The organism is Ruegeria sp. EL01, from assembly GCF_900313035.1.
Taxonomy (GTDB): Bacteria; Pseudomonadota; Alphaproteobacteria; order Rhodobacterales; family Rhodobacteraceae; genus Ruegeria.
In genome coordinates this window covers 127,461-148,562 of the sequence record NZ_OMPS01000033.1, presented here as the reverse complement: position 1 = coordinate 148,562, position 21,102 = coordinate 127,461, and the positions used below count along the sequence as shown (strand labels likewise).

18 protein-coding genes are annotated in these 21,102 nt (G+C 54.1%); 10 read left to right on the top strand and 8 right to left on the bottom strand.

The features are described 5' to 3' along the window. The first annotated feature begins 25 nt into the window (after nucleotides 1–25). Nucleotides 26–1,090 carry a hypothetical protein gene (locus tag D9K61_RS13225; protein WP_254055770.1) on the top strand — a complete coding sequence of 355 codons (1,065 nt, stop codon included), beginning with the start codon at nucleotides 26–28 and terminating at the stop codon, nucleotides 1,088–1,090. Then, nucleotides 1,087–2,133, top strand: coding sequence for a PfkB family carbohydrate kinase (locus D9K61_RS13220; RefSeq protein WP_254055769.1), 1,047 nt, complete (start codon nucleotides 1,087–1,089; stop codon nucleotides 2,131–2,133). The genes D9K61_RS13225 and D9K61_RS13220 overlap by 4 nt, the downstream gene beginning before the upstream one ends. A gap of 224 nt (nucleotides 2,134–2,357) precedes the next feature. Here D9K61_RS13220 and D9K61_RS13215 read toward each other — a convergent pair whose 3' ends face one another. The 4 genes from D9K61_RS13215 to mobC all read right to left on the bottom strand — a co-directional run bounded on the left by D9K61_RS13215 (nucleotide 2,358) and on the right by mobC (nucleotide 7,744). Beyond that, entirely contained in the window at nucleotides 2,358–3,185 is an 828-nt protein-coding gene (locus D9K61_RS13215) for a DUF4365 domain-containing protein (protein ID WP_120633690.1), read from the bottom strand. A gap of 412 nt (nucleotides 3,186–3,597) precedes the next feature. After that, nucleotides 3,598–4,569 (bottom strand): ATPase, T2SS/T4P/T4SS family, encoded by a 972-nt coding sequence (locus D9K61_RS13210; RefSeq protein ID WP_120633689.1) that lies wholly within the window; start codon nucleotides 4,567–4,569, stop codon nucleotides 3,598–3,600. Further along, nucleotides 4,566–7,301, bottom strand: coding sequence for a relaxase/mobilization nuclease domain-containing protein (locus D9K61_RS13205; protein ID WP_120633688.1), 2,736 nt, complete (start codon nucleotides 7,299–7,301; stop codon nucleotides 4,566–4,568). Before D9K61_RS13205 ends, D9K61_RS13210 begins: the two co-directional genes overlap by 4 nt. Further along, entirely contained in the window at nucleotides 7,298–7,744 is a 447-nt protein-coding gene (mobC, locus tag D9K61_RS13200) for a plasmid mobilization relaxosome protein MobC (RefSeq protein WP_120633687.1), read from the bottom strand. The genes D9K61_RS13205 and mobC overlap by 4 nt, the downstream gene beginning before the upstream one ends. Before the next feature lie 470 nt (nucleotides 7,745–8,214). Here mobC and D9K61_RS13190 point away from each other — a divergent pair, with 470 nt between their 5' ends. The 3 genes from D9K61_RS13190 to D9K61_RS13180 are packed head-to-tail and all read left to right on the top strand — an operon-like array spanning nucleotide 8,215 to nucleotide 9,714. Next, complete coding sequence (locus D9K61_RS13190) at nucleotides 8,215–9,042, top strand: ParA family protein (protein ID WP_120633685.1); 828 nt, start codon at nucleotides 8,215–8,217, stop codon at nucleotides 9,040–9,042. Continuing rightward, entirely contained in the window at nucleotides 9,029–9,475 is a 447-nt protein-coding gene (locus D9K61_RS13185) for a hypothetical protein (protein ID WP_120633684.1), read from the top strand. Before D9K61_RS13190 ends, D9K61_RS13185 begins: the two co-directional genes overlap by 14 nt. Then, nucleotides 9,472–9,714, top strand: coding sequence for a hypothetical protein (locus tag D9K61_RS13180; protein ID WP_120633683.1), 243 nt, complete (start codon nucleotides 9,472–9,474; stop codon nucleotides 9,712–9,714). The genes D9K61_RS13185 and D9K61_RS13180 overlap by 4 nt, the downstream gene beginning before the upstream one ends. A 293-nt stretch (nucleotides 9,715–10,007) precedes the next feature. On the opposite strand, the gene D9K61_RS13175 is transcribed toward D9K61_RS13180, so the two are convergent. From D9K61_RS13175 to D9K61_RS13155, 4 genes are all read right to left on the bottom strand, one after another. Then, nucleotides 10,008–10,370: a hypothetical protein gene (locus tag D9K61_RS13175; RefSeq protein ID WP_120633682.1), complete on the bottom strand. Its 363-nt coding sequence runs from the start codon at nucleotides 10,368–10,370 to the stop codon at nucleotides 10,008–10,010. A gap of 502 nt (nucleotides 10,371–10,872) precedes the next feature. Continuing rightward, nucleotides 10,873–11,415 carry a hypothetical protein gene (locus D9K61_RS13165; protein WP_120633680.1) on the bottom strand — a complete coding sequence of 181 codons (543 nt, stop codon included), beginning with the start codon at nucleotides 11,413–11,415 and terminating at the stop codon, nucleotides 10,873–10,875. Nucleotides 11,416–11,600: 185 nt separating this feature from the next. Continuing rightward, on the bottom strand, nucleotides 11,601–13,466 hold the full coding sequence (locus tag D9K61_RS13160) for a ParB/RepB/Spo0J family partition protein (RefSeq protein ID WP_120633679.1): 1,866 nt from the start codon (nucleotides 13,464–13,466) through the stop codon (nucleotides 11,601–11,603). 249 nt (nucleotides 13,467–13,715) lie between these two features. Continuing rightward, entirely contained in the window at nucleotides 13,716–14,087 is a 372-nt protein-coding gene (locus tag D9K61_RS13155; RefSeq protein WP_120633678.1) for a DUF3768 domain-containing protein, read from the bottom strand. Between the two features lie 708 nt (nucleotides 14,088–14,795). On the opposite strand from D9K61_RS13155, the gene D9K61_RS13150 reads away from it, so the two are divergent. The 5 genes from D9K61_RS13150 to D9K61_RS13130 all read left to right on the top strand — a co-directional run bounded on the left by D9K61_RS13150 (nucleotide 14,796) and on the right by D9K61_RS13130 (nucleotide 21,102). Next, nucleotides 14,796–16,235: an ATP-binding protein gene (locus D9K61_RS13150; protein ID WP_120633677.1), complete on the top strand. Its 1,440-nt coding sequence runs from the start codon at nucleotides 14,796–14,798 to the stop codon at nucleotides 16,233–16,235. A gap of 222 nt (nucleotides 16,236–16,457) precedes the next feature. Beyond that, entirely contained in the window at nucleotides 16,458–17,168 is a 711-nt protein-coding gene (locus tag D9K61_RS13145; RefSeq protein WP_120633676.1) for an IS6 family transposase, read from the top strand. Nucleotides 17,169–17,580: 412 nt separating this feature from the next. Then, entirely contained in the window at nucleotides 17,581–18,561 is a 981-nt protein-coding gene (locus D9K61_RS13140; RefSeq protein ID WP_120633675.1) for an ABC transporter permease, read from the top strand. After that, on the top strand, nucleotides 18,558–19,478 hold the full coding sequence (locus D9K61_RS13135) for an ABC transporter permease (RefSeq protein ID WP_120633674.1): 921 nt from the start codon (nucleotides 18,558–18,560) through the stop codon (nucleotides 19,476–19,478). Before D9K61_RS13140 ends, D9K61_RS13135 begins: the two co-directional genes overlap by 4 nt. Beyond that, the gene (locus D9K61_RS13130; RefSeq protein ID WP_174235100.1) at nucleotides 19,468–21,102 is read left to right on the top strand and encodes an ABC transporter ATP-binding protein; all 1,635 of its coding nucleotides are present in this window, start codon (nucleotides 19,468–19,470) and stop codon (nucleotides 21,100–21,102) included. Before D9K61_RS13135 ends, D9K61_RS13130 begins: the two co-directional genes overlap by 11 nt.

The window sequence follows — 21,102 nt, the reverse complement described above, 5'->3', positions numbered from 1 at the left end:
ATGCATCGCCCATTTTGGGCAGGAAGTGGCTGAGTTTGCACAGGACTATTTTGCGGCAGACAAACGTAAAATCTTGCTAATCGCAGGCGCTGGCTTTGATCCAAGATCAACTCTGGTTGCTCAGTGCCTTGTGGACTCAGGTACAGCGCTCGATGCGGTCCTGATCAAGGAGATCAGACCAAAGCCAAGGCAAAACCTCAGTGAGCTTGCAGAAGGTAACAAGTCCGATCTCGAAGACCTTTTGCAGAACAGCGAGGTCATTGAAATAGAGATTTTTGGTACTGACAACGCCGTTGTTGGCGGTCGTAACGCTGTGAAAGCGCTTCACAAGCTGAATTACGATGATTTCACTGACGTGGTGGTTGATATCAGTGCGCTGTCGATCGGGACGAGCTTTCCGGCGATCCGGTACCTTACGGAAAGGATTGATGCCGGATTAAAGCCGGGGAATTTGCATGTTTTCGTCACCCATAATCCGTCTTTAGATAATTCTATAACACATATCCCCAGTGATGCTCCCGGCTACATTCATGGTTTTCGTGGTGGGACTTCGCTCGATAGTTCTTCGAAGGCTGCAAAATTGTGGTTGCCTCAGTTGGTAGCCGGTCGCAGACCGGCGTTAAACGTGTTGCACAGCTATGTGGAGCCACATGACACGTGCCCAATCGTTCCCTTTCCCGCAGCTAACCCGCGGCAGGTCGATATTTTGGCGGATGAATACATCGTCGAACTCGAAAGCGCATGGTCGGTAGATACTCGGAACTTGGTCTATGCCGATGAGTCGAATCCGTTGGATTTGTACCGGACCATTTTGAACCTACACGAATTGAGGCAGCGCGTATTTCAAGACATCGGTGGTTCATTGATGGTCTTATCTCCCCTTGGAAGCAAGATTATGGCCATCGGGGCTCTTTTGGCTGCGATGGAGAGGAACCTACCAGTCGCATATCTTGAAGCCATCGGATATGATATGGTGATTGGACCAATTCAAGCAAACGCTGAACAAAAGCTTGTTCATCTTTGGTTGGAAGGTGATGCCTACCCTCAGCCAAGGCCCAAACTAAAAAGCAACGGAAGTGCCAATAAATGACCTCAAATGAAGCCCCCGAAGCCTTTGGTGCTGGTTTGATTGCTTTAGATCTGGTGCTTGGAATGGACCCGGATGCGCCTGTCAAATCCTGGACAGGTGGAACTTGCGGAAACGTACTTTCGATCCTAGCTTTCCTGGGCTGGAAATCATTCCCAATTGCTAGAATGAATGGTGATGCGGCCTCCAAGCGTGTTTTGGCCGATCTGGCGAAATGGGACGTCCAGTTAGATTTCGCCCAATGTGAACCCACAGGTCATACGCCTATCATTGTTCAGCAAATCAAGTCTGATCCCGATGGCAACCCGACCCACAAATTCTTATGGGCTTGCCCTTCTTGCGGGAAACACTTGCCTCGTTTCAAGGCAATAACCCAAGCTGCCGTTGACGTGGTGGCACCGCACATGGAGAACGCTTCAGTCTTTTTCATGGATAGGTTGTCGCGCGCAATGTTAACCCTCGCAAAACAAGCGTCTGACAACGGTGCTGTGGTGATTTTTGAACCATCGGCAAAATCCGACCCCAAGCATTTTGCAGAAGCATTGAAAATTGCTCACATCTTGAAATACGCTGACGAGCGATTGGCCGATGCAGGCGATGTGCTTAATGGTGACAGTTCTGTTCTTCTTGAGATACAAACCTTGGGTCAACATGGTCTTCGCTACCGCTCCAAAACGGATGGAACAATTCAACCATGGACGCCGATGAGTGCATTTCAATCCATACGGCTGGAAGACACATGCGGCTCTGGAGACTGGTGTACGGCTGGTATCATTCATAAGCTAGCCGCCGGAGGTTTTGAAGGTTTTAGCAAACTCGGGCCGGACGGCTTTTCGGAAGCTCTCACATTTGGGCAGGGCCTTGCCTCATGGAATACACGCTTTGAGGGTGCCAGAGGCGGAATGTACTCAATGACATTTAGTGAGTTTGAAGAACAGGTTTCGGATATTTTGAGCGGCGGTGTCCAAGGCATTCCGGAAAAACCGATGTCAAAGGACGTTCAAGAATTAGTTGATTGTCCTGCCTGCGGCTCACGAGCGGCTTGATTTTCCTAAAGCCATGAATAGAGATAGGCCGACGTAGCTTTGGTGCAGTATCAAAGTATGGTTTGTGCACATTGTGTTAATTCGCTCTCCAGAACAATTCGCAGGGGCGGCGAACGGCGGCTTCGACAGGCCGCGCCGCAGCATCTGCGGTGACTGCTGGAAGCCGGGTATGGCCGCTCGCAGTTTGTGACTATTTCTGTCCAAGTATTCCTTTACAGTTGATTTCAGTAAGGAATGTTTTCGTCCCCTCCGTGCGCAAGTAGGAAGTCGTCGGCGTCATTACGCGTTAGAAAACTTGTTCTAATATCGTCTAGATGCATTACTTGATGCTCTATGAATGTTCTGAACTGACTGGTGAAGCAACCACCTACAGCCATTTCCAGCTGCGCGTGCATTTCTGTCAGGTCAAATTCATGTATACTGTCGTCCACAGCAAAACTGACTTTATACTCGTCAAAGAATATCTCTGGGAGCTTCAACATTCTTTTCACTGAAAGAAGCATATTTTCTAAGTCAGGAGGTTGCATAGATTCTTTGTGACACAGTTCAAGCCAATGGTAGTCACCCAGAAACCTGAGGCCGAAGGCTCTTAGCGCCTCAGTTCGGACGCACATTTCTATCTTTTGCTTGTTATCGACAAGGTCATTGATTTCCGGAAATTTGATGGTGACGCTCTTTTTACTTCGCCAATTTGGATTTTCTTGATTCAAGACCAGCTCAACATATCGCTGAAGCCAGACAAATTTGGTCTTCTGGGATTCATTGGAGTTCAAAAAAACAAAAAAGGGTACGTCGAATAATAAGGCGTACTCGATAGTTTTTGTTGGAATGCTCTTCTTGGGTGACGTGGAGCTGAATGGTTTCTCTTGTCCTTTAATTTGGATCAAGAAAAAGTTGCCGGTGGGATCATGGCCATTAAACAGTTCTATCTTGGCATCAATCCCATAGTCTCGATCTTCTAGCGACCGCAGGAGCCAGTTTGCCGGAAGCACAGACATGACCCTACGAACTGCAAGTGTATCTATGATATGTTGTTCTGTGCGTTTGATCATGCGTCTTCGGTTCAGGTGCCAGTCATCCAAGGTTGAGTTCGAGCAAAGGTAGCTCAACGCCCTGCGCCTTGAAACCGCAATTTAACGCAGCCGAACTCAATCGCGATGCCGTAACTAGACACTAACTAAAGTGCGAATGGCGTTTCTGTCTGCGTTAAATCGCCCGCGTATTTTGGGTTGTCAGCGAACGGCAGCAATGACGGGCCGCGATGCAGCATGGCGAAGATTGGACAAAGGTCCGGTTTGGGCCGCCAATCATGCCGCGATTGTGAACGCGTTAACTTGGAACAACGCCCGCAAAGGGCTCTCCTCCTTTGACACACAGAGCACGAACGGCCGATATCCCTCTTGCCTGTGCTGTCGTCGGAGAACTAAGACAGCGAGAGTCGTAAAGCCGCTGCTGATTTCCTGATTACCACTGTCGTAATACCCTGATAGCAACCGGCCGTCTCCGATCCCCGGTCTTCCGAAACTGCACAATCACATCGATCATCGAGCGGCAGTATTCAAGGATCTCCGAATAAGTCAGCCCGGTATCCGCCTGCAGAACCATCAGCGCCAATCGTGACAGAGCGGAGTCCGGGGATGTGGCATGCAGCGTGGTTATCCCGCCGGGGTGGCCTGAGTTAATCGCTGACAGGAAATCATAGGCCTCAGACCCGCGCAGCTCCCCCATGATGATCCGTTCGGGCCGGAATCGTAGGCAGACCTTCAGCAGATCACGACTGGTCGCGTTTTTATTCACCACCAGAGACACCGCATTGGGCTGTCCCGGCCGAATTTCCAATACATCCTCGATCGTCATGATCCGCTCAACCGGATCGACCTCGGCCAGACAGGCCCGCAACCAGGTGGTCTTGCCGGAGGACGTCCCACCAGACAAAAGGATGTTCCATTTGGCCTTGACTGCTGCCCGCAGAAAGTCACCAAAACCACCATTGTCGTAGGCATCAAATACAGCAGCATCAGCCGGGTCCACACCGGATTTCAGGTCCGCCATGTTGGCATCCAAGTCTGGCAGGCCCTTCATCAAATCATCAAGAGACATTTCCTTGGCAACGGCGCGACGCAGGGCGAAGGCCACGCCATCCTCGACGGCAGGTTTGACCGCAACCTGGGCCCGCCACAGCGCGCCGTCGATTTCAAACTGCGAACCCGCCAGCGGTGTTTTGCTGGATATCGGATTTTCGCCAGCCAGGTCCTGCGCAAGCGCAATAGCGTCGTCTTTTTCCATGGGGTCGTCAAGCGGGCGCATGGCAGGCTCCCCACTGCGCTCGACCCACACCCGGCCGTCCAGGTTCAGGGCAATCTCAGACAGGTGCGGATCGGAGAGCAATTGCTCTCCGAACACGCGTCGCAATGTGCTTTCAAGATGACGGCTCATCGACTGACACCCCGATCCCCCTTGGCGCGATCCGCCCGTTCCCGGCGCAGACGCTCCTGTACCTCCGGATCACGATCAATCTGACGATCAATGTTCTTCACATCCCAGGCTTTCCGGGTGACATTGACCCGTTCCATTTCATCCGTTTCGGTGTTTCTGCGCGAGCGGGTGACTTCTTCTTTGCCCACTTCGACAAAGGTGACCTTGTCGCCGATCTTTATGTTGTTGCGTGTCATCTGGTCCTGCAGGGCAGTTCCCCAGATCCGCTGCGGGTCGTCTTTGCCTTCGACCTTCATATCCACATGGAACGACTTGCTGTTGGGATCGTCGGGGCGCGCAAGCGCCTCTTTCGCATCCAGGATGACACCGGTGACACCGGTCTGTGCGATCTGCTCGACGCGTTCGGACCCCCGCTCGCCCGCTTCTGGCGAAAACGCGCGGGCCGACATGGCATGGCCCTCGGACCGATCGTTCTCACGGGACGCGCGCTCGATGTCAGATGCCACCCAGGCGCGGCGCTTCACCTCGACCTCTTTCTCTTCTCCGGATTCCTTGTCGGTCTTTTTAACGGTGACATATTTGAACCCGTTATGAGCAACCGTGGCGGTGTCGCCCACTGCGAGGTTCTGACGGTCTATCATGTCCGGCAGATCAACGCCCCAAACCCGATAGGGCTTATCGCGGCCATCGATCTTCAAATCGACATAAGGCGACTGACTGTCTTTGTCCTCATTGTCGTAGAGTGTCGATCCTGTTGCCACAATTTGACCGCGCACGCCTGCCTTCAGATCCGGACGCGCCGATCCCTGCCACGTCTGGCCTTCCATGCGTGGGGTGGTCTCATCAGAGCGGGCTTCACCATAGACCCGCTTGTCCACGGTGGCCTCAATCTCACCCAGACGTCCGCCAATGGATGCGTTATCGAACCCAAGGCGTTTTTCGCGGGCGATGTCTTTGTCCAGCTCGCTGGATGCGCGATCCGCCAAATACTGATCGCCTCTGTTCTCGGAAAAGGCGCGGTTAATCTCGCGGATCTCGCCACGGGCATCCCGGTAAATTTCAGCCGCGTTTTGGTATGCTGCCTTCATATCGGTACGGGCCTGGCTCTCACTCAGCGAATGCGCATTTGCCAAGGTCCGCACGTCCCGTTCGAACCAGTTCTCGCGGGTCTGGCGGTCCACATCGGCGCCATTGCGGATGCGAGACAATACTAGATCCCCGTTGATGCCCATTGCTTCGAACCGTTCTGCCACTTGTCGGTCTGCGTCTTGCAGCACAGCCTTGGTTTCTAATCCGCGCAGATCATCCGCAGGTGGCCGTCCCTGACGATCCGAGGGAGTGCGTTCCTGACCAAGCGCTTGCGTCCGTTTCGGATCTACCGCATCGCGTTCCGCAGCCCGGCGCTGGCGTGTCGGATCACTGTCATCGCGGCCAACCTCGATGTCTTCGTCCCGTTCCAGGCGCTTGCCAAAGAACGTCCTGGTCTCGTCATCCATCAACGGTTCGTAGTCGCGCAGGACGCGGGAAATCGCCGCCTCTGTCTGGCTGCGCTTGTCATCATCCTCCATGGCATCGGCCTTGTCCGTCATGCCCTGGATAAAGCTGCGGATGTCACTGCCAATGGCTTTGATCTCACCGTCAATGGCCGAAGCTTGTGCCGGATCTAATTGTTTGTCGACTTGAGCATTCATGTCGATGTCCTCTTTCTCAAGAACCCCGTCCGGCAACAGGATTTTGGCTGCGCCGAGAACAGCCGTTGCTAAGGAGCCCAGGGTCTCGGCCCGCCCTGAGTAATGCGTAGTGAAAATGCCCTGTTCGACGCCGGCCTGATGCGACCGAAGGGTTTTGCCCAGAGCGACATAACCTGCGTTCCGCTGATGTTTCATCAACTGAAGCTGGTCAGGTGCGACCGGCTGCTGCCGCCCGACGCCAAAGAACGGAAACCCGCTGCGCCGGTCCGGTGCCGGCCGCTCGCGCAGATCCCGACCATCACGCCGCGCATGAACGCGGGCGCTGGATTCGCGGTCGGGGCGCAGATTGCGGCTGAATCTGCTGGTGGCGGTCAGGACAATGCCAACGTCCCGCGCAGTATCGGCTTGCAGCTCGCGCAGATCCTGGGGCGTAATGCCGTACCGGCTCAACTGGAGGGTCCTCCCCAACGCCCCTGCCCTGCTGATGACCAGATGGGTATGTGGATGGCCGGTGTCATCGTGATGCGCCATGACGTATTTGTAGCGGTCGCCATACTCACCGTTTGTCAGCCGTTCGGCAAAACTGCGCGCGGCCTGCTTTGCGGCTTCTCGGTCTGTGCCTTTCGGGTAAGACAGGATCACGTGATAGGTGTAACTTGTCGTGCGCGTATCCATTCGGGCCCAGTCTTTTGCCCACTCGTCCTGGACATCGTGCAGCGCTTCCATCCCATGCGTCAGCTCGCCGGTGTCGCCGCGCTCCATCTCAACGGTGCCTTTGCGGGTGATATAGGACAGCTGACCACCCAGACGGCCGGATGCCGTGACACCGCCACTGCGCACAACTTTAACCACCGCCTGATGGGTCATCAAAGCGTTGGCGATCATCCCGGTCGGCCCGCCCGACACTCTCTGTCGTTGCGCTGGACGCTGTCCCGATCGCGTGGGGTTTTGACCAGGCCGCGGTTTTAGGTTCGGAATGAGTTGAAACTCACCAAACAAGGCATCCCAGGCCGGGTCATATGCAGTGGTCAGGCTGCTCATCCCCTGGCCTTCGATTTGGGGGGCACCCGCGCTGCCCGCCGCTTCTCGGCCCGCCGCTCAATCTCAAGTGCGCGTGTAAAGGATCGCTCGCGGGCGGCATCGGAGTACTCTTCGAACAAGCGACGCAATTCGCGGATCTCAGCCTTCATCGCCTCGATCTGATCTTCGGAGCGTTTGCTGAGCCGAAACTTTCCGGCATGAGCGTCACGTGTCATCTGGTTGAGGGTGTTTGCCATGCGCACCAACTGAACCAGATGTGCTTCGAACCGCTGGGTCCTGAACTCTTCTTTGGTCGGGATTCCGAAGGCCACGCGCAGGCAGACGCGCACCAACCCGGTTACACTGCGGAGTTGCATCGCTTGACTGCGCTGCTTGAGGAACGCCAATTCGTCCTCATCAAACCGCATGGTGGTGGTGACAGATTTAGTTTGGCCGGTTGGCATCGGGGCGGTTCTCCACGATCAGAAATCGTGCGAGGCCCCGGCAGACCGCGCGTTGGTAGATTCAAGTGTAAGTTGAAGTGATGGCCGACTGCAAGTCTAACAGATTGTCGATAGCACAATCTGTATTATCCCGCAAAACAAGCATATGATGTAGACGGGCTGTAGTGGGAGGCACCATCGTTTGTCGCCTGCTGTTCTCGTTTTGACGCATGGCCGCTGCCGCGCGCCAACCACCGGCAAGAGATCGCCATGTGGCTGAAGGCATCCGGCTTGTCGCGAGTGGTATCCGCCTTCTTGTAGATGCCATATGCCAGTGGATGTTGTGCCGTTCGCCGGATGGCAAACGTCTGCTGACAATAGTCTTTTGGCCTTTCTGATAGTTGACGGTTGATGATTGCTTTGAAAAGCAATAGCCTTTCTCTCAGCGCGGGTGCCGGGTCGCGCGATAGTTTGAAATCGTAGGCCCGGTTATGGCAAGCCGCCGCGCGGCTTGGCTTTCGGGCGCAGACCCGGAGACCAAATTGAAAATCTATGCCGCTGTAAACTCCAAGGGCGGGGCTGGGAAATCTTCCATGCTCGTCGCCTTTGCCTCCGCCTTGCACCATCAGGGAAAACGGGTGCGTGTCCTCGACCTGGATTCACAAGGTACACTCTCGGAATGGTTGAATCCGAAAAACGGGCTGGACCCGATCCCCGCCGATGAACTTCTGATCGAGGCCGGGCAGTTTTCCAAGGATGATGCTGAGAACGCCCGACTGGCTTATGACCACATTCTTGAAGCCGAAAAGGCCGGGGGCTTTGACTATCTGCTGATCGACACCAAAGGCGAACCCAGCATGACGGCCGCCGTGACAATGGCTGTCGCAGACATGGTGTTGTGCCCGTCTGATGGGTCTTCGGCGGAGTACAATCCGATCATGGTGACTTTCAGGTCATGCGAAGCCGCATTGAAGCAGATCGGCAGCACGGCTGATCCGCAGGACAAGTTCCGGATCGTCTTCACCCGGCAATCTATCGCGCAGTCATCCGGTATTCTCAAAGGCAAGCAAGCTCTGGAAAAGCGGTTCCGCTGTGTTGGCGGTATTGCCGACACAGCCGCCATGGATGACGCGTTTCGCACAGGGACAACGATTGGGCGGTTGATGGGCTTTGCCGAGGAAGCGACGGAACAGGCTGAGACACAAACGGCAAGGTCGAATGCGCGCCGCATGGCGGATCGCTGCAGGAAGGCGCTGAGCAATGCTGACTTCGTGCTGAATGCCCTCAAGGAAAGCGAGGTCCAGCATGTCCCGGCCTAAGAACATAGACAGCCTGCTTGCAGGGTCCGCATCCGAGATCGCGCCAACCGTGACGGATCTGAGCAAGCGAGAACAAACCGAACCTACGGCGGAACGAAAGCCCGAACCCGCTAAGCAGGCGAAGACTGAACCGTTGGCAGACAAGGCATCGTCCGCAAAACCCAAAAAGTCTAAACCAGTCACGGCTAAGCTAAGGCAAGAGGTACCTGCCCAGTCCGAAGGGCCGAGCACTGCAGGGCAACCGATCAGGGTTCAGATATCCACATCAGACGGCAGTGAGATTGCAGCAGCGCTGGAAGAGGTCCGCAGCAACATACCTGCAGCCTTCCAGAAAAACTTTAACCTTGGGGCGTTCTTCAAAGAGGTCCTTCAGGACAACGATGCAGAAATCGCCGAGATGATCCGAAACAACCTGAATGGGAACGCAAAATGAGCAAACGCAAAACGACCACCAAAGAACCAAAGACCAATCACACCCCGCTCCGGTTTCAGATTTCGCCTCCAACAGGCAGCGCGGTCGAAAATGAGTTGCTGGATTTGCTGGCTGGCGTGCCGCAACCGTTAAGAGCGAGTGTCAACATCGGAAGTCTGTTCCGGCAAGTCATGTTGGAAAACGATAAAGAAATTGCCAAGATGATCCGAACAACGATGCAGCGCGAACAAGTACACTGATCCAGATTTGTTCGGTCTGCACAAAACTCCCAGTCACGCAGGCGGTCAGGCACCACTGGCCGAGGTTTACGCGCTGGCTGACGCTGAGATATTTGGTGTCTCTGCTTACGGCCTGCTACAATTAGGCCAATCTCGCCCAAGGTTGAGATTGCCGGAACTGAAAAACCGCCGGTCCCCCTGTGGCAGGATACTATGGCCAGGCCAGATCAAAGCGAGGCGCAGCTATTCGCGCGCCCAACCCGGCCAGGAGCCGGAGCAAAGGAAAGGGCGACTTGTGCCGCCCTGCCCTCCTGTCATTCCGTGACGGGGTCATTGTCGTCCCGTTTCGGGAAGGCCACCATTTCGACGCCGGGGAACATATTGTGTTTCACACTAATCGACTTGATTTCGCCCGTTTGCTCGTCGGTGTGAACAAAAAGAACCCCGCAGCGGTCCCAGTAGGTCTTGCCGTCTTTTTCGCCGGTTTTGACTTTGAGGGTGATGTTTTGAGTAGCCATTGTTTGATCCTCGCTATGACGTGTTTCGATGAACATGGCTGTTGCGGGCACTAAAGGGATGTCAGCGGCTATTTTGCCTCGCGATGCAAAGTCGGGCCTGCCCGACGGCGGAAAAAAGTCGTTGAAGCTCCTGATCTGTTCCCAGATCATGAGCGCCATTCCTGACTGCTCGCATATGTTCATCTTGAAGAAACACGGGCAACGAGGATCATCCCCGGCTACGGAACCGATCCTGCCAGGCCAGTGAAAAGGCAAAATTTACCGGGGCTGCTGCGCGCGGGATAGCTGACCAATGTTTCTCGATGGGTATCGGCGAAATCATGGAGATCGGCCACAGGCACGTCGCTCCGACCCGAAAGTTGGTGGACGTCCCGAACCGAGAACACTTGCAGGACGACGATTGCGTTCGCGGTGCAAGTCGCCCTTTCCTGTCCGCGGAGGCGGTGGGCCGGGCTAATCCAGGCATCACGGGTCCGACCTGCGCCGGCCGCGGTAGCGGTCGTCAAAGCGAAGCGACCAGTCGCGTCGGCACGCGGGGCGCAGGCCCTGGGTGCCAAGGGACAACTTGAGAGTTTCGACGCCAGGACATCGGCAAAAGAAAGGCCCACCGAAGCGGGCCAAGAGTTTAACCGAAGGAAAGTCTTTAGGTATTGGTTCTATGCTACCGCTTACGCGCCCGATCGACAACACCGTCATATGTGATCGAGGCAATCCGATCCTCGGTCCGGCGGCTCATCTCGATCCCGTCGCCGGTCATGTGAGACTCTGCATACTCCGTCCATTTGAAAATGCTTCCGTCTGCTTCAACGTGGGTTTCATCGTCAGCGGACCGACGTTTGACGGAACCGTCATGCCGCACCTCAATGATAGTGCCGTCAGCCATGCGAACGGTTACGGAATGATCATCAACCGCCACCCCCTGCCACCGGCTTTCCTCATCCCGGCGCACAACAATCCGATTGGGGTGAAGTTTGATTTGCACATCCTGAGTGTCCTCAGACTCTGCGGCTTTGACGACAACGATGACTTCTTGCTCGGCGGGATCGCCGTGGATTGACGCGCTACCATTCTTGGGCGGCCAAAGCTTGGGCTCATCGCGCTGGCGTTTTTTCTGGTCCTTGTGAAACGCGATATACATCTGCGCGGACTTCCAGACGCGGCGAATTGTGCTCTCACTTGTCGTTGGGGTCGTGGCTTTGGTCATGATTGCCTGTCCTCATATTGCAGATGTTCAACCCGGCGAAACTCTTTGACGGTGTTGGTGATCAGCGTAAGCGAGCGTGCAGCTGACTGCCGTATTTTAATTGCACCATACGCCTCTATGGCCAAACCTCTCTTTTTCCGATCAGCCCGGTATGGCAGGGCGCTTGCGCGCCCTGCCCGCTTTGATCAGACCATGCCCTCGGGCACCCATGTGGCGATCCGCTTCTGCGCGGCTTTGCTCAGTTGCATGGCTGCGCGGGTGTCGGGATCGTTGAACAGCGCATCCAGTTTCTTGCGCTTCTCGCCCACCTTGAGGCTCTCGAAACTGTTCATCTGGACGATGCCCGCTTTCAATCCCAGAACAGAGCGCCAAATCTCATTGAGGTAGGGCCCTGCGATGCGGCTGAAGAAGTTATCGAAAGATGGTGTCCAGACCGCGCGAATGTCGGTCTTGACCTCCTTGTCGATCATCGCTTTCAGCACCTCGTCGCCGCCGCTCAACAGGCCCGCCAGATGCCGGATCAACTCAGCCTGCACGTGGTCGGCACCTTTCTTGCGGAAGGCCCGGAACGCCTTCACCAGATCACGGTCAAAAGCATCACCCTCCCATTCAGTTGGCGTTGTCAGCCGCGCATCCAGCGCATAGCCCGCCTCCTTCGTCGTCGGCCAGTTCGGTACATCCGTCTCACTCAGTCCGATGGGATTGCCATAGCGCGCACCGCCCGAAACCTGAAACGCCAGCAAAGCAAGGATCAGATCAGGATTATTGATCGCCGCATGTTGCCGCGCACCGGTGACCACTCGGGCGAGGTCGTCCTGCAAAGCCTGCGACATGCGCGGTTTTGCGGGCGCATCGGCGTTACTAACATCCTCCTTGTGCTTCGAGGCTTTCAGCACGCCTGCCGCGACCGCGGCGCTTTTGTTCTCCGGATTGACCAGCCCCTCGATCACGATCAATTCACCGGAATTGCTGACATAGAGGACGATCCCGGCACAGTCTTTCTGAACGTCTGAAAAAGAGCCATCTACGATAGTTTGCAGAACCTGCAATTCACCCTCGCCTGCGGCGTCCAATACATCACCTTCCGCAAGCTCGGCCAGTTCGTCATAGCGTGTGGCCTGTTCCTCGGTCAGGTCACCCGGTTCGGCATAGATGCGGGCGCATTTCATTTGGTCGATATCATAACCGCCGAAATGGCTGTCATTGACAACATCAGCCCATTTCCAGCCCTGCTCTTGGCGCATGGTGCGCGCAGCAATGGTCAGCTTGTCGACAAAGCACTGGTCGAGAATTGCCTCATCGTCCAGCAACGTCTTTTCGGCAAAGAGGTCGGCGGAGACACGACCACCGGCTTCTTTGTAGGCATCCAGACCAACATATTTGGCGCGCCGATCTGTTGCGCTGACGCTATCCGGTTTCAGCATGGTCTTGATCTGGTATTCGGACAGGTAGCCTTTCCGGGCTTGTTCCAGCACTTCCATAATCAGGTCAGTATCGTCGCAGATGGTGAAAGCTGCCGCTTCACCAAGATTGATCTCCTTAGCGGCAAGCGCGGCGATCACCTGTTCCGGCAGGCTCGCCAGTTTCAGGCGCTTGTAGACATGGGCCTCGGTCACGGCAAAGGCGCGGGCGATGCCGGAAACAGGCGCACCCGCCTTGTCCATCGCACCATAGGCGCGGATTTCATCAGCGGGTGACAGGTCTTTGCGGCTGATGTTCTCGGCGGTTGCCCATGTCTGAGCAGTTTCCACATCCGGCGCGATCATCACCAATGGGTTCGCCAGTTCCGGGCGGATGCTGGCAAGGTTCGGATGCTTCTCAGCCAGATGTTGCAGCGCGCGCAGGCGTCGGCCACCGGCGACGATTTCAGCGCCGCCTTTGTCGTCGGCCAAACCGGCAAGGCTTTGTATCAGGCCAGCGGTCCAGATGGACTTGGCCAGTTCGACAATCTCACCCTCCGGCACGGTCTGGCGTGGGTTCATTGGGGAAAGCGACAGTGATGCCAGCGGAAAGCGGGCCTCGGTTGCGGTGATCTGTGTTTGCTTGGTCATAGGGGTAACCCTTTTCTCAGTGTGAAGATTTGTGGTATGGGTGCCCCAGCCCCGTAGGGCTGAAGCGAGGCCGCTTAGGCGGCTGCGTGTTTCTTCAAGAAGGCGCGGGCAATCTTGCCGGATAGGCCGCCCTTCTTGAGGTTCTTCCAAGCCAACTTGCGTTGACGCGCTAGGGTGTATGGGTTCATGTGCTCACCTCCTTTCGTGCGCGGGTTGCGCGATCAGCCCCGCCATCGGGTGGGACTGAACTCAGTAATCGGTGGGGAACAGGATGGTCAGGACGCGGCGGGTATCGGCCAGTGAGGTCGGGTTTTCCGCACCGCCATCATAGGTGAGGTTGTAGAGGTCGATTTTCCACCAGACCTTTTTGCCCTGCGCCTCCATGAACCCCATCTCATGGGTCCCGTAGGGATCGTTTTCCTCGGTGAACCCGTCGTAACCTGCGACGGCCTCAAGGCAGGCCTTCAAGAATTCCGGCCCTTCATCATCAATTGCCGAAGTAAAAACCCACTGGCCGCTGCCGCCAGCGGGTTCACGGCGACGGAAAGCGTCATTCTGTTCTGCCAGCCGCGCGCAAACCTGCGACTGCGTCATGGGTGTTTCTGCAATCTGAGTAGCCATTGTAGACCTCTCTTTCGTGGTAATGCGGTGGCCGATCTGCGCCCGACCTATCCGCGTGTGATTTCGTTTGAACACAGCAGGCCAAGGAAACGGCCTGCTGGACTGCCATCGACACCCACACCCCTCCGCGTTTTTCCCCGGAAAGGAGGGGGGCCGATGGAAAAGATCCGTTTCTGATCTGAGGACTGGGGGTCAGGCTGAAATTGGGGAGATTTGGGAGGGACCCGCGCGGCACGCGTGGGAGGAACCGGGATGTTCACGATTTCTGCTTGAGGCGTATAAAAACGAGAAATGCGAGCCGCGCCCCTGGTGCGGGTCTCTCTCTGCGCCTTCCCCCTGGACCGGATCAGATACGAGAGATTTTCGGCCCCCTGACGCCCGGGGAAAACAAGTACAGCAGACCGCCCTGCGGTCTGCCATCACCAGATGAAAGAATGCCTGGGCCGGGGTGAGCGCGCTTCAGCGCGTCGAGTCCCTGCCCTGTCTAATGATATATGTGAACCGTGCGGCACGCGCGGGTCCCGTCAGTATTGATGGCAGTCGTTCATCTCAGCGTGCACGTATTGAAGAGACTGCGCGGTGTTGCTAAGCAACCGAGGCATCCCGTCTGCATTGCGCACATCGTTATTGCGACAAAAAATTCGTTGTTTTATCAGCGCTTTGATGGGCTATGTTGACTTAGCATCAATGGATTGATATTAGCGCGACATGCTTGAAATTGCAAAAACAGACGTTCTCAAAAGTCTTCGCCGAGATAACCCGTGGTGGGACGCTTCTTACAAGGTGTCTCAAAGCCCGACCGAGAAGAAACGCGCCTATTTCGGCCCCTTCTCGGCGCTCGCTCTGGATTGGTCCGTGCGCCGCTCGACCATCCTGATGGGGCCGCGCAGAGTTGGCAAGACAGTCATGCTGCGCCAATTGATTGAGCAGGCCACCACCGAAGGGTTTAACGGTCAGAATATTCTGTTTGTTTCCATCGACACGCCACTTTACAGCGGCATGCCACTGTCACGCCTGATCGACCTGTTCGAAGAGGAAACAGGTCACAACGCGCAACAAAAGCGGATCATTGTTTTCGACGAGATACAGTACCTGAAGGATTGGGAGGTCCACCTAAAGGTGCTTACCGACCAACATCCGAACACCAGATTCATTGCTTCCGGGTCTGCAGCGGCCGCGCTGCGACTGAAAAGCGAGGAATCGGGCGCGGGGCGCTTTACTGACTTTTTCCTCCCTCCACTGACATTCGCGGAGTTTCTTGCGTTTAGGGAATTGGAAGACAATCTGATCAAGGCCGCCCCGCTTGGAGAGACCCTGCGGTTTTCCACGCCGAACATTGCAAGGTTGAATGAAGAGTTCATCCACTACCTGAACTTTGGGGGCTATCCAGAGGCGGTTTTGAACGAAACAATTCAGGCCGATGTTCAGCGCTTCCTTGGCCGCGATATCATCGACAAAGTTCTGCTGCGCGATTTGCCCAGCCTTTATGGCATTCAAGACATTCAGGAGTTGAACCGACTTTTCACAACCTTGGCTTATCACACCGGTCAGGAAGTTAGTCTGGATGGTTTGGCGCAAAGCTCGGGCGTTGCCAAGAACACGATCACAAAATACCTCGACTACCTTGAGGCTGCCTTTCTGATCGTACGTGTCCGACGCGTTGACGACACCGGTAAAACATTCCAACGGATGCGCAATTTCAAGGTCTACCTGACGAACCCATCAATGCGTTCGGCCCTATTTGCTCAAATCTCGGACGGGGATGATGCCATGGGCGCGATGGCGGAAACGGCGATTTTCTCGCAGTGGTTTCATTCAAACCTAATGAAGAACTTACACTATGCGCGCTGGAAAAAAGGCAGAACAGATCTGGAAGTCGATCTTGTCCGAGTCGACCCGGCACGTCTCAAACCCACTTGGGCCTATGAAATCAAATGGTCAGACAGATATGCAGCCGATCAACCGGGTGAACTGCGTGGACTTATCGAATTTGCCAAACGTAACTTTGACACCGGTATCCCAGCCGGGGCGACAACGAAGACCATCACAGCCGAGAGCGAAATTGACGGCGTAATGATCAGGCACTTTCCTTGCTCGCTACATTGCTATCAGGTTGGCAAAAATGTTGCAGAGGGTCGCGCGCCCTGACCGAATGACTGTCATTTTGGTTTATCCTAAGGGTGTTGTCAGGCAAATTCTAACTAATCCCCAATAGGCCAGCTAAGCTGGCTTTTGTGCGTCGCTAAGATCGCACCACACGACAGGCTGGCGGAACTCTTTCGAGATCCAACGATGGCAAGGACAGCGCCATACCAGACATTCGGGTATTGCCAAGTTGTTCAGGCTGAGTGATCCAGCTATGTCGCGCTAATGAACATTCCAACGATCATGCCACGCCTGAAGGGTTTTCGCTTTCCTCGCAAGATCATTGCCTACGCGGTTTGGGCTTACCATCGCTTTGCGTTGAGTACAGCTGACGTCGAGGATCTGTTGGCTGCGAGGGGCGTGATCGTGAGCCGGGAAGCCGTTCGGCTTTGGGTCAATCGCTTCGGTCAGCACTTTGCAGATTGCATTCGCCGTGATCGTCCACGGCCAAACGACAAGTGGCACATGGACGAAGTCGTGATCATGATCCGTGGCAGGAAACACTGGCTGTGGCGCGCAATCGCCGCAAATGGCGATGTGCTCGACATTCTCGTGCAAACGCGTCGAAGCGCCAAAGCCGCAAAGCGCTTTTTCAAAGGGTTGGTTGGCAAATTTGGCGAACCCAGGGTCGTTATCACCGACAAATTGCGCAGCTACATCAAGCCGATCAACACGCTGGCACCGGACGCGGATCATCGCGCTCACAAGGGTCTCAACAACGCGATCGAAGTCTCCCATCGACCGACTCGCAAAAGAGAGAAGCTATTCGGTAAGTTCAAGTCTCACCGGCAGGCTCAGAGGTTTCTGTCTGCGCATGACCAGATCAACCTGATCTTCCGTCCCCGCCGATATCAACTCACCGCAAACTCATACCGCCACGCGCGTTCCGACGCATTCTACCTCTGGGACGATTACACTGAAGAAATGACGGCTTGATCCAGCCTCTGCCAATGCGTCACAAGCTCAGGTCAATAACTTGGCAATACCCTCTCAGTTTACGTTGGATGTCCCGTTCTTCGTTCGTCATCAAAACTTCCTCCACCCCAAATCAGGGAATTTACAGGAAGTGTCCCGAGAGTCTGTGCATATCTACACGTCCGGCTGGCAAAACACAATTATTACCGACTTATGCTCTGCGTGGCCGCTGTATTATCTGCTGAACAAGTGAAAATAAAGATGTAGCAAAAAGTACAGTTAGCATTGATGAAATTCAACATTTTTGCGCGATCTAGCACAAAATCGCTCAATATCGTCAACATTAGCGCAATTCTAATGGACAGCCTGGTACCGTACAAAGAGGACTACAGGTCGAATTCTCACGTTAAGTACGCCTAGAGGACTACAAGCTGTGCAATTGATCGTTTCCACAATTCTAAGGCGGCTAGCCTTAGGCCTATTCACGTTGTTGATAGTTTCATTCATTATTTTTGGAGGGATGTCGCTTCTGCCTGGTGACTTCAGCCAGGCAATCTTGGGTCAGGCAGCAACAGAAGAGACTGTGGCTGCATTTCGAAAGGAAATCGGGCTCGATCAGCCCGCTATTACTCGTTACTTCAATTGGGTTGGTGCAATTTTTCAGGGGAACTTGGGTACATCGTTTTCCGGCCGATCGGGCACCGGTCAGACACAAGCGAGGGAAGTAGCAGAACTAATTGCACCACGGCTTTCGAATACTTTGTTCTTGGCAGGTGTGACGGCACTAATTTCCGTACCTTTGGCGATTATGTTGGGATTGCTTACAGCCTTGTACCGAAATTCGGTATTTGATCGAACCATCAACGCCGCAACCCTGACAACGATTGCAACACCCGATTTCTTTGTGGCGTATATTTTAATCCTGTTTTTTGGATCACTTTGGCAAGTCTTTCCGTCCTTGGCGAATGTTGATGCGACGATGAGCCTAGGTGAGCGCCTGTACAGGATAAGTCTTCCAGTGATGACGCTGTGCTTGGTTATTCTTGCTCACATGATGCGCATGACAAGAGCGGCGATAATCAGTCTCCTAGCCTCACCTTATATTGAAATGGCCCGATTATCAGGAGCCAGCCAGCGCGAAATCATTTTCAAACACGCACTGCCGAACGCCTGGGCTCCGATAGCGACTGTTGTCGCCTTTAACCTTGCATATCTTGTTGTTGGCGTCGTTGTTGTTGAGGTGGTCTTTGTTTATCCCGGAATAGGCCAACTGATGGTAGATGCGGTAACCAGCCGTGATATTCCAGTAGTGCAGGCTTGCTGTCTAATCTTTGCAGCCACTTACATAATTCTCAATCTGATGGCCGATATCATCGGCATTGTCACCAACCCGAGGCTCCTGCACCCGCGATGACCCATGATCCCAATACATATTCAGCAATTGCCGAAGCTGGTGAAGTCCTCAAGCGTCGCAGCCGAAGTGAGCGTGTATGGCTGGTCCTCAAAAAGGCCCCAATGACCGCATGGTTCGGTATGGTCATCGTTTTGAGCTACTTTTGTGTGGCTTTGCTTGCGCCCTTGATCGCACCATATGGGGAAGCGCAGGTATTTGCGGAACCTTATGCTCCTTGGAGCGTTGAACATTTGTTAGGCACCGATCAAATTGGGCGTGATATTTTCACTCGACTGATTTTTGGTGCGCGCAACAGCATGGGAATAGCATTGATCACTACACTATTATCGTTTGCAATAGGAGGTGGGTTGGGGTTGGCAGCTGCCATTGATCGCCGTTGGTTGGATCAAGCCCTCAGTCGCTGTGTGGACATCCTCATGGCAATTCCTTCTTTGATCTTCGCTTTAATGTTGTTGTCAATTTTTGGATCAAGCGCCTTAAATCTGATCTTGATCATAGCTGTGTTGGATTCAACTCGCGTTTTCCGATTGACTCGCGCCGTTGCTGTCAACGTAGCTGTGATGGACTACGTTGAGGCCGCGGCACTCAGAGGCGAAGGACTTGGATGGATTATGCGTAGGGAAATTCTACCAAACATTATGCCGCCACTTGTAGCAGAATTCGGCATTCGATTTTGTTTTGTATTTTTGATGATCGCTGCTCTTAGTTTTCTTGGAGTTGGTATCCAACCTCCGACGGCAGACTGGGGCTCTATGGTACGAGAGAACGCATCTTTAATCCAATTTGCCAAGTATGATCTAAAGGCAGCTGTTACACCCCTTTTGCCCGCTGCCGCGATCGCCCTTCTTACTGTCGCGGTGAACTTCATTGTTGATTGGTTCCTGCATCAAACAAGTGGATTGCGTGATGAAAAATAATTGTATCTCGACGGAAAAGGGCAGTCTCTTGCTTGAAATGAAAGGTGTCCGGATTGATGGGCACTCGGATGAAGCCTGGCATCCAATTATCAAGGGAGTTGATCTCTCTCTTCATCGTGGTGAGGTTCTAGGTCTGATTGGTGAAAGTGGTGCAGGAAAATCGACTCTAGGCAAGGCCGCGATGGGATACACGCAGCCTGGATGTAAATTGACGGGTGGATCAATCACATTCGATGGAATGGATCTTACTCGTATCACCAAAGCGCAGAGTAGGGCCCTGTGGGGTACTCGGATTGCCTATGTTGCCCAATCGGCGGCAGCGTCATTTAACCCAGCACACAAACTGATCAATCAAACGATACGTGCAACAAACCGTGTTGTGAATCGCTCTGAACCAGAAAATCGTGCAGACGCGGTGGACTTGTATCAAAGACTACAACTGCCCAACCCCGAATCTATTGGTGAACGGTACCCGCACCAGGTGTCGGGGGGGCAATTGCAAAGGATCATGACAGCTATGGCGATGTCGCCAAGACCTGATTTGATCATTTTTGACGAACCTACTACTGCGCTTGATGTGACCACTCAGGTCGAAGTCTTGTCCGCAATGCGAGCAGTCGTTGATGAATTTCATACAGCAGCAATCTACATCACCCATGATCTGGCCGTGGTTGCGCAGATGGCAGATGTCATAAAGGTCCTGCGATACGGTGAAGAGGTGGAAGAGGCTCCCACTCAAAAAATGTTGACCGAGCCAGAAAAGCCGTACACTCGGTCACTATGGTCCGTGCGAGCTTTGGAAAAACCTGAAGACCCTGGGGGCGAATGTATCTTGTCCGTCAATAACATCGATGCGGCATATGGAGCGACAAAGGTGCTCAGCAATGTGTCCATCCAAATACCCCGGGGCAGGACTGTATCGGTAGTTGGAGAAAGTGGTTCTGGCAAATCTACTACTGCCCGTGTCATCACCGGTTTGTTGCCGGCGTCGAAAGGCAAGGTCATGTTCAATGGCGAAGAATTGCCTCCAAGTCATAAGCAACGTTCAAAGGAACAGCTTCGTAAAATACAAATGATCTATCAAATGGCAGATACAGCGATGAACCCTCGTCAGACCGTGGGTGAGATCATCGGGCGCCCTCTTGAGTTTTATCTTGGTCTTACCGGGTCAGAGCGCGACGCTAGGGTCATAGAATTATTGAAAATGATTGAGCTTGATGAGCGCTTCTTTGACCGTTTGCCATCTGAATTGTCCGGCGGGCAGAAACAACGGGTGTGCATCGCGCGCGCACTCGCAGCGGAACCTGAACTTATCATTTGCGATGAAGTAACATCGGCACTCGACCAGATTGTTCAGGAAGGAATTCTAAAGTTACTTCTGAAACTACAGAGAGAATTCAACATATCCTACTTATTCATCACCCACGATATTGCGGTAGTGCAAGCCATTTCAGACGAAATAGTAGTGATGTATCAAGGCGAAGTTATTGAACAAGGCTTAAAAAGCAAGGTGTTGGAGCCTCCATATCCGGAATACACTGATTTGCTTCTTTCGTCTGTTCCGCAGATGGACCCGGGTTGGTTAACGAACCTTTTGGAAGAGCGTCGCAAGTCAGGGACTTAG

Bases quoted from the DNA above. Each gene is read 5' to 3' on its own strand.
- D9K61_RS13190 (WP_120633685.1), top strand. From the start codon at position 8,215: ATGGCAAGCCGCCGCGCGGCTTGGCTTTCGGGCGCAGACCCGGAGACC.
- D9K61_RS13165 (WP_120633680.1), bottom strand. From the start codon at position 11,415: ATGACCAAAGCCACGACCCCAACGACAAGTGAGAGCACAATTCGCCGC.
- D9K61_RS13150 (WP_120633677.1), top strand. From the start codon at position 14,796: ATGCTTGAAATTGCAAAAACAGACGTTCTCAAAAGTCTTCGCCGAGAT.
- D9K61_RS13185 (WP_120633684.1), top strand. From the start codon at position 9,029: ATGTCCCGGCCTAAGAACATAGACAGCCTGCTTGCAGGGTCCGCATCC.
- D9K61_RS13180 (WP_120633683.1), top strand. From the start codon at position 9,472: ATGAGCAAACGCAAAACGACCACCAAAGAACCAAAGACCAATCACACC.
- D9K61_RS13130 (WP_174235100.1), top strand. From the start codon at position 19,468: ATGAAAAATAATTGTATCTCGACGGAAAAGGGCAGTCTCTTGCTTGAA.
- D9K61_RS13145 (WP_120633676.1), top strand. From the start codon at position 16,458: ATGAACATTCCAACGATCATGCCACGCCTGAAGGGTTTTCGCTTTCCT.
- mobC (WP_120633687.1), bottom strand. From the start codon at position 7,744: ATGCCAACCGGCCAAACTAAATCTGTCACCACCACCATGCGGTTTGAT.
- D9K61_RS13175 (WP_120633682.1), bottom strand. From the start codon at position 10,370: ATGGCGCTCATGATCTGGGAACAGATCAGGAGCTTCAACGACTTTTTT.
- D9K61_RS13220 (WP_254055769.1), top strand. From the start codon at position 1,087: ATGACCTCAAATGAAGCCCCCGAAGCCTTTGGTGCTGGTTTGATTGCT.
- D9K61_RS13215 (WP_120633690.1), bottom strand. From the start codon at position 3,185: ATGATCAAACGCACAGAACAACATATCATAGATACACTTGCAGTTCGT.
- D9K61_RS13155 (WP_120633678.1), bottom strand. From the start codon at position 14,087: ATGGCTACTCAGATTGCAGAAACACCCATGACGCAGTCGCAGGTTTGC.
- D9K61_RS13135 (WP_120633674.1), top strand. From the start codon at position 18,558: ATGACCCATGATCCCAATACATATTCAGCAATTGCCGAAGCTGGTGAA.
- D9K61_RS13205 (WP_120633688.1), bottom strand. From the start codon at position 7,301: ATGAGCAGCCTGACCACTGCATATGACCCGGCCTGGGATGCCTTGTTT.
- D9K61_RS13160 (WP_120633679.1), bottom strand. From the start codon at position 13,466: ATGACCAAGCAAACACAGATCACCGCAACCGAGGCCCGCTTTCCGCTG.
- D9K61_RS13210 (WP_120633689.1), bottom strand. From the start codon at position 4,569: ATGAGCCGTCATCTTGAAAGCACATTGCGACGCGTGTTCGGAGAGCAA.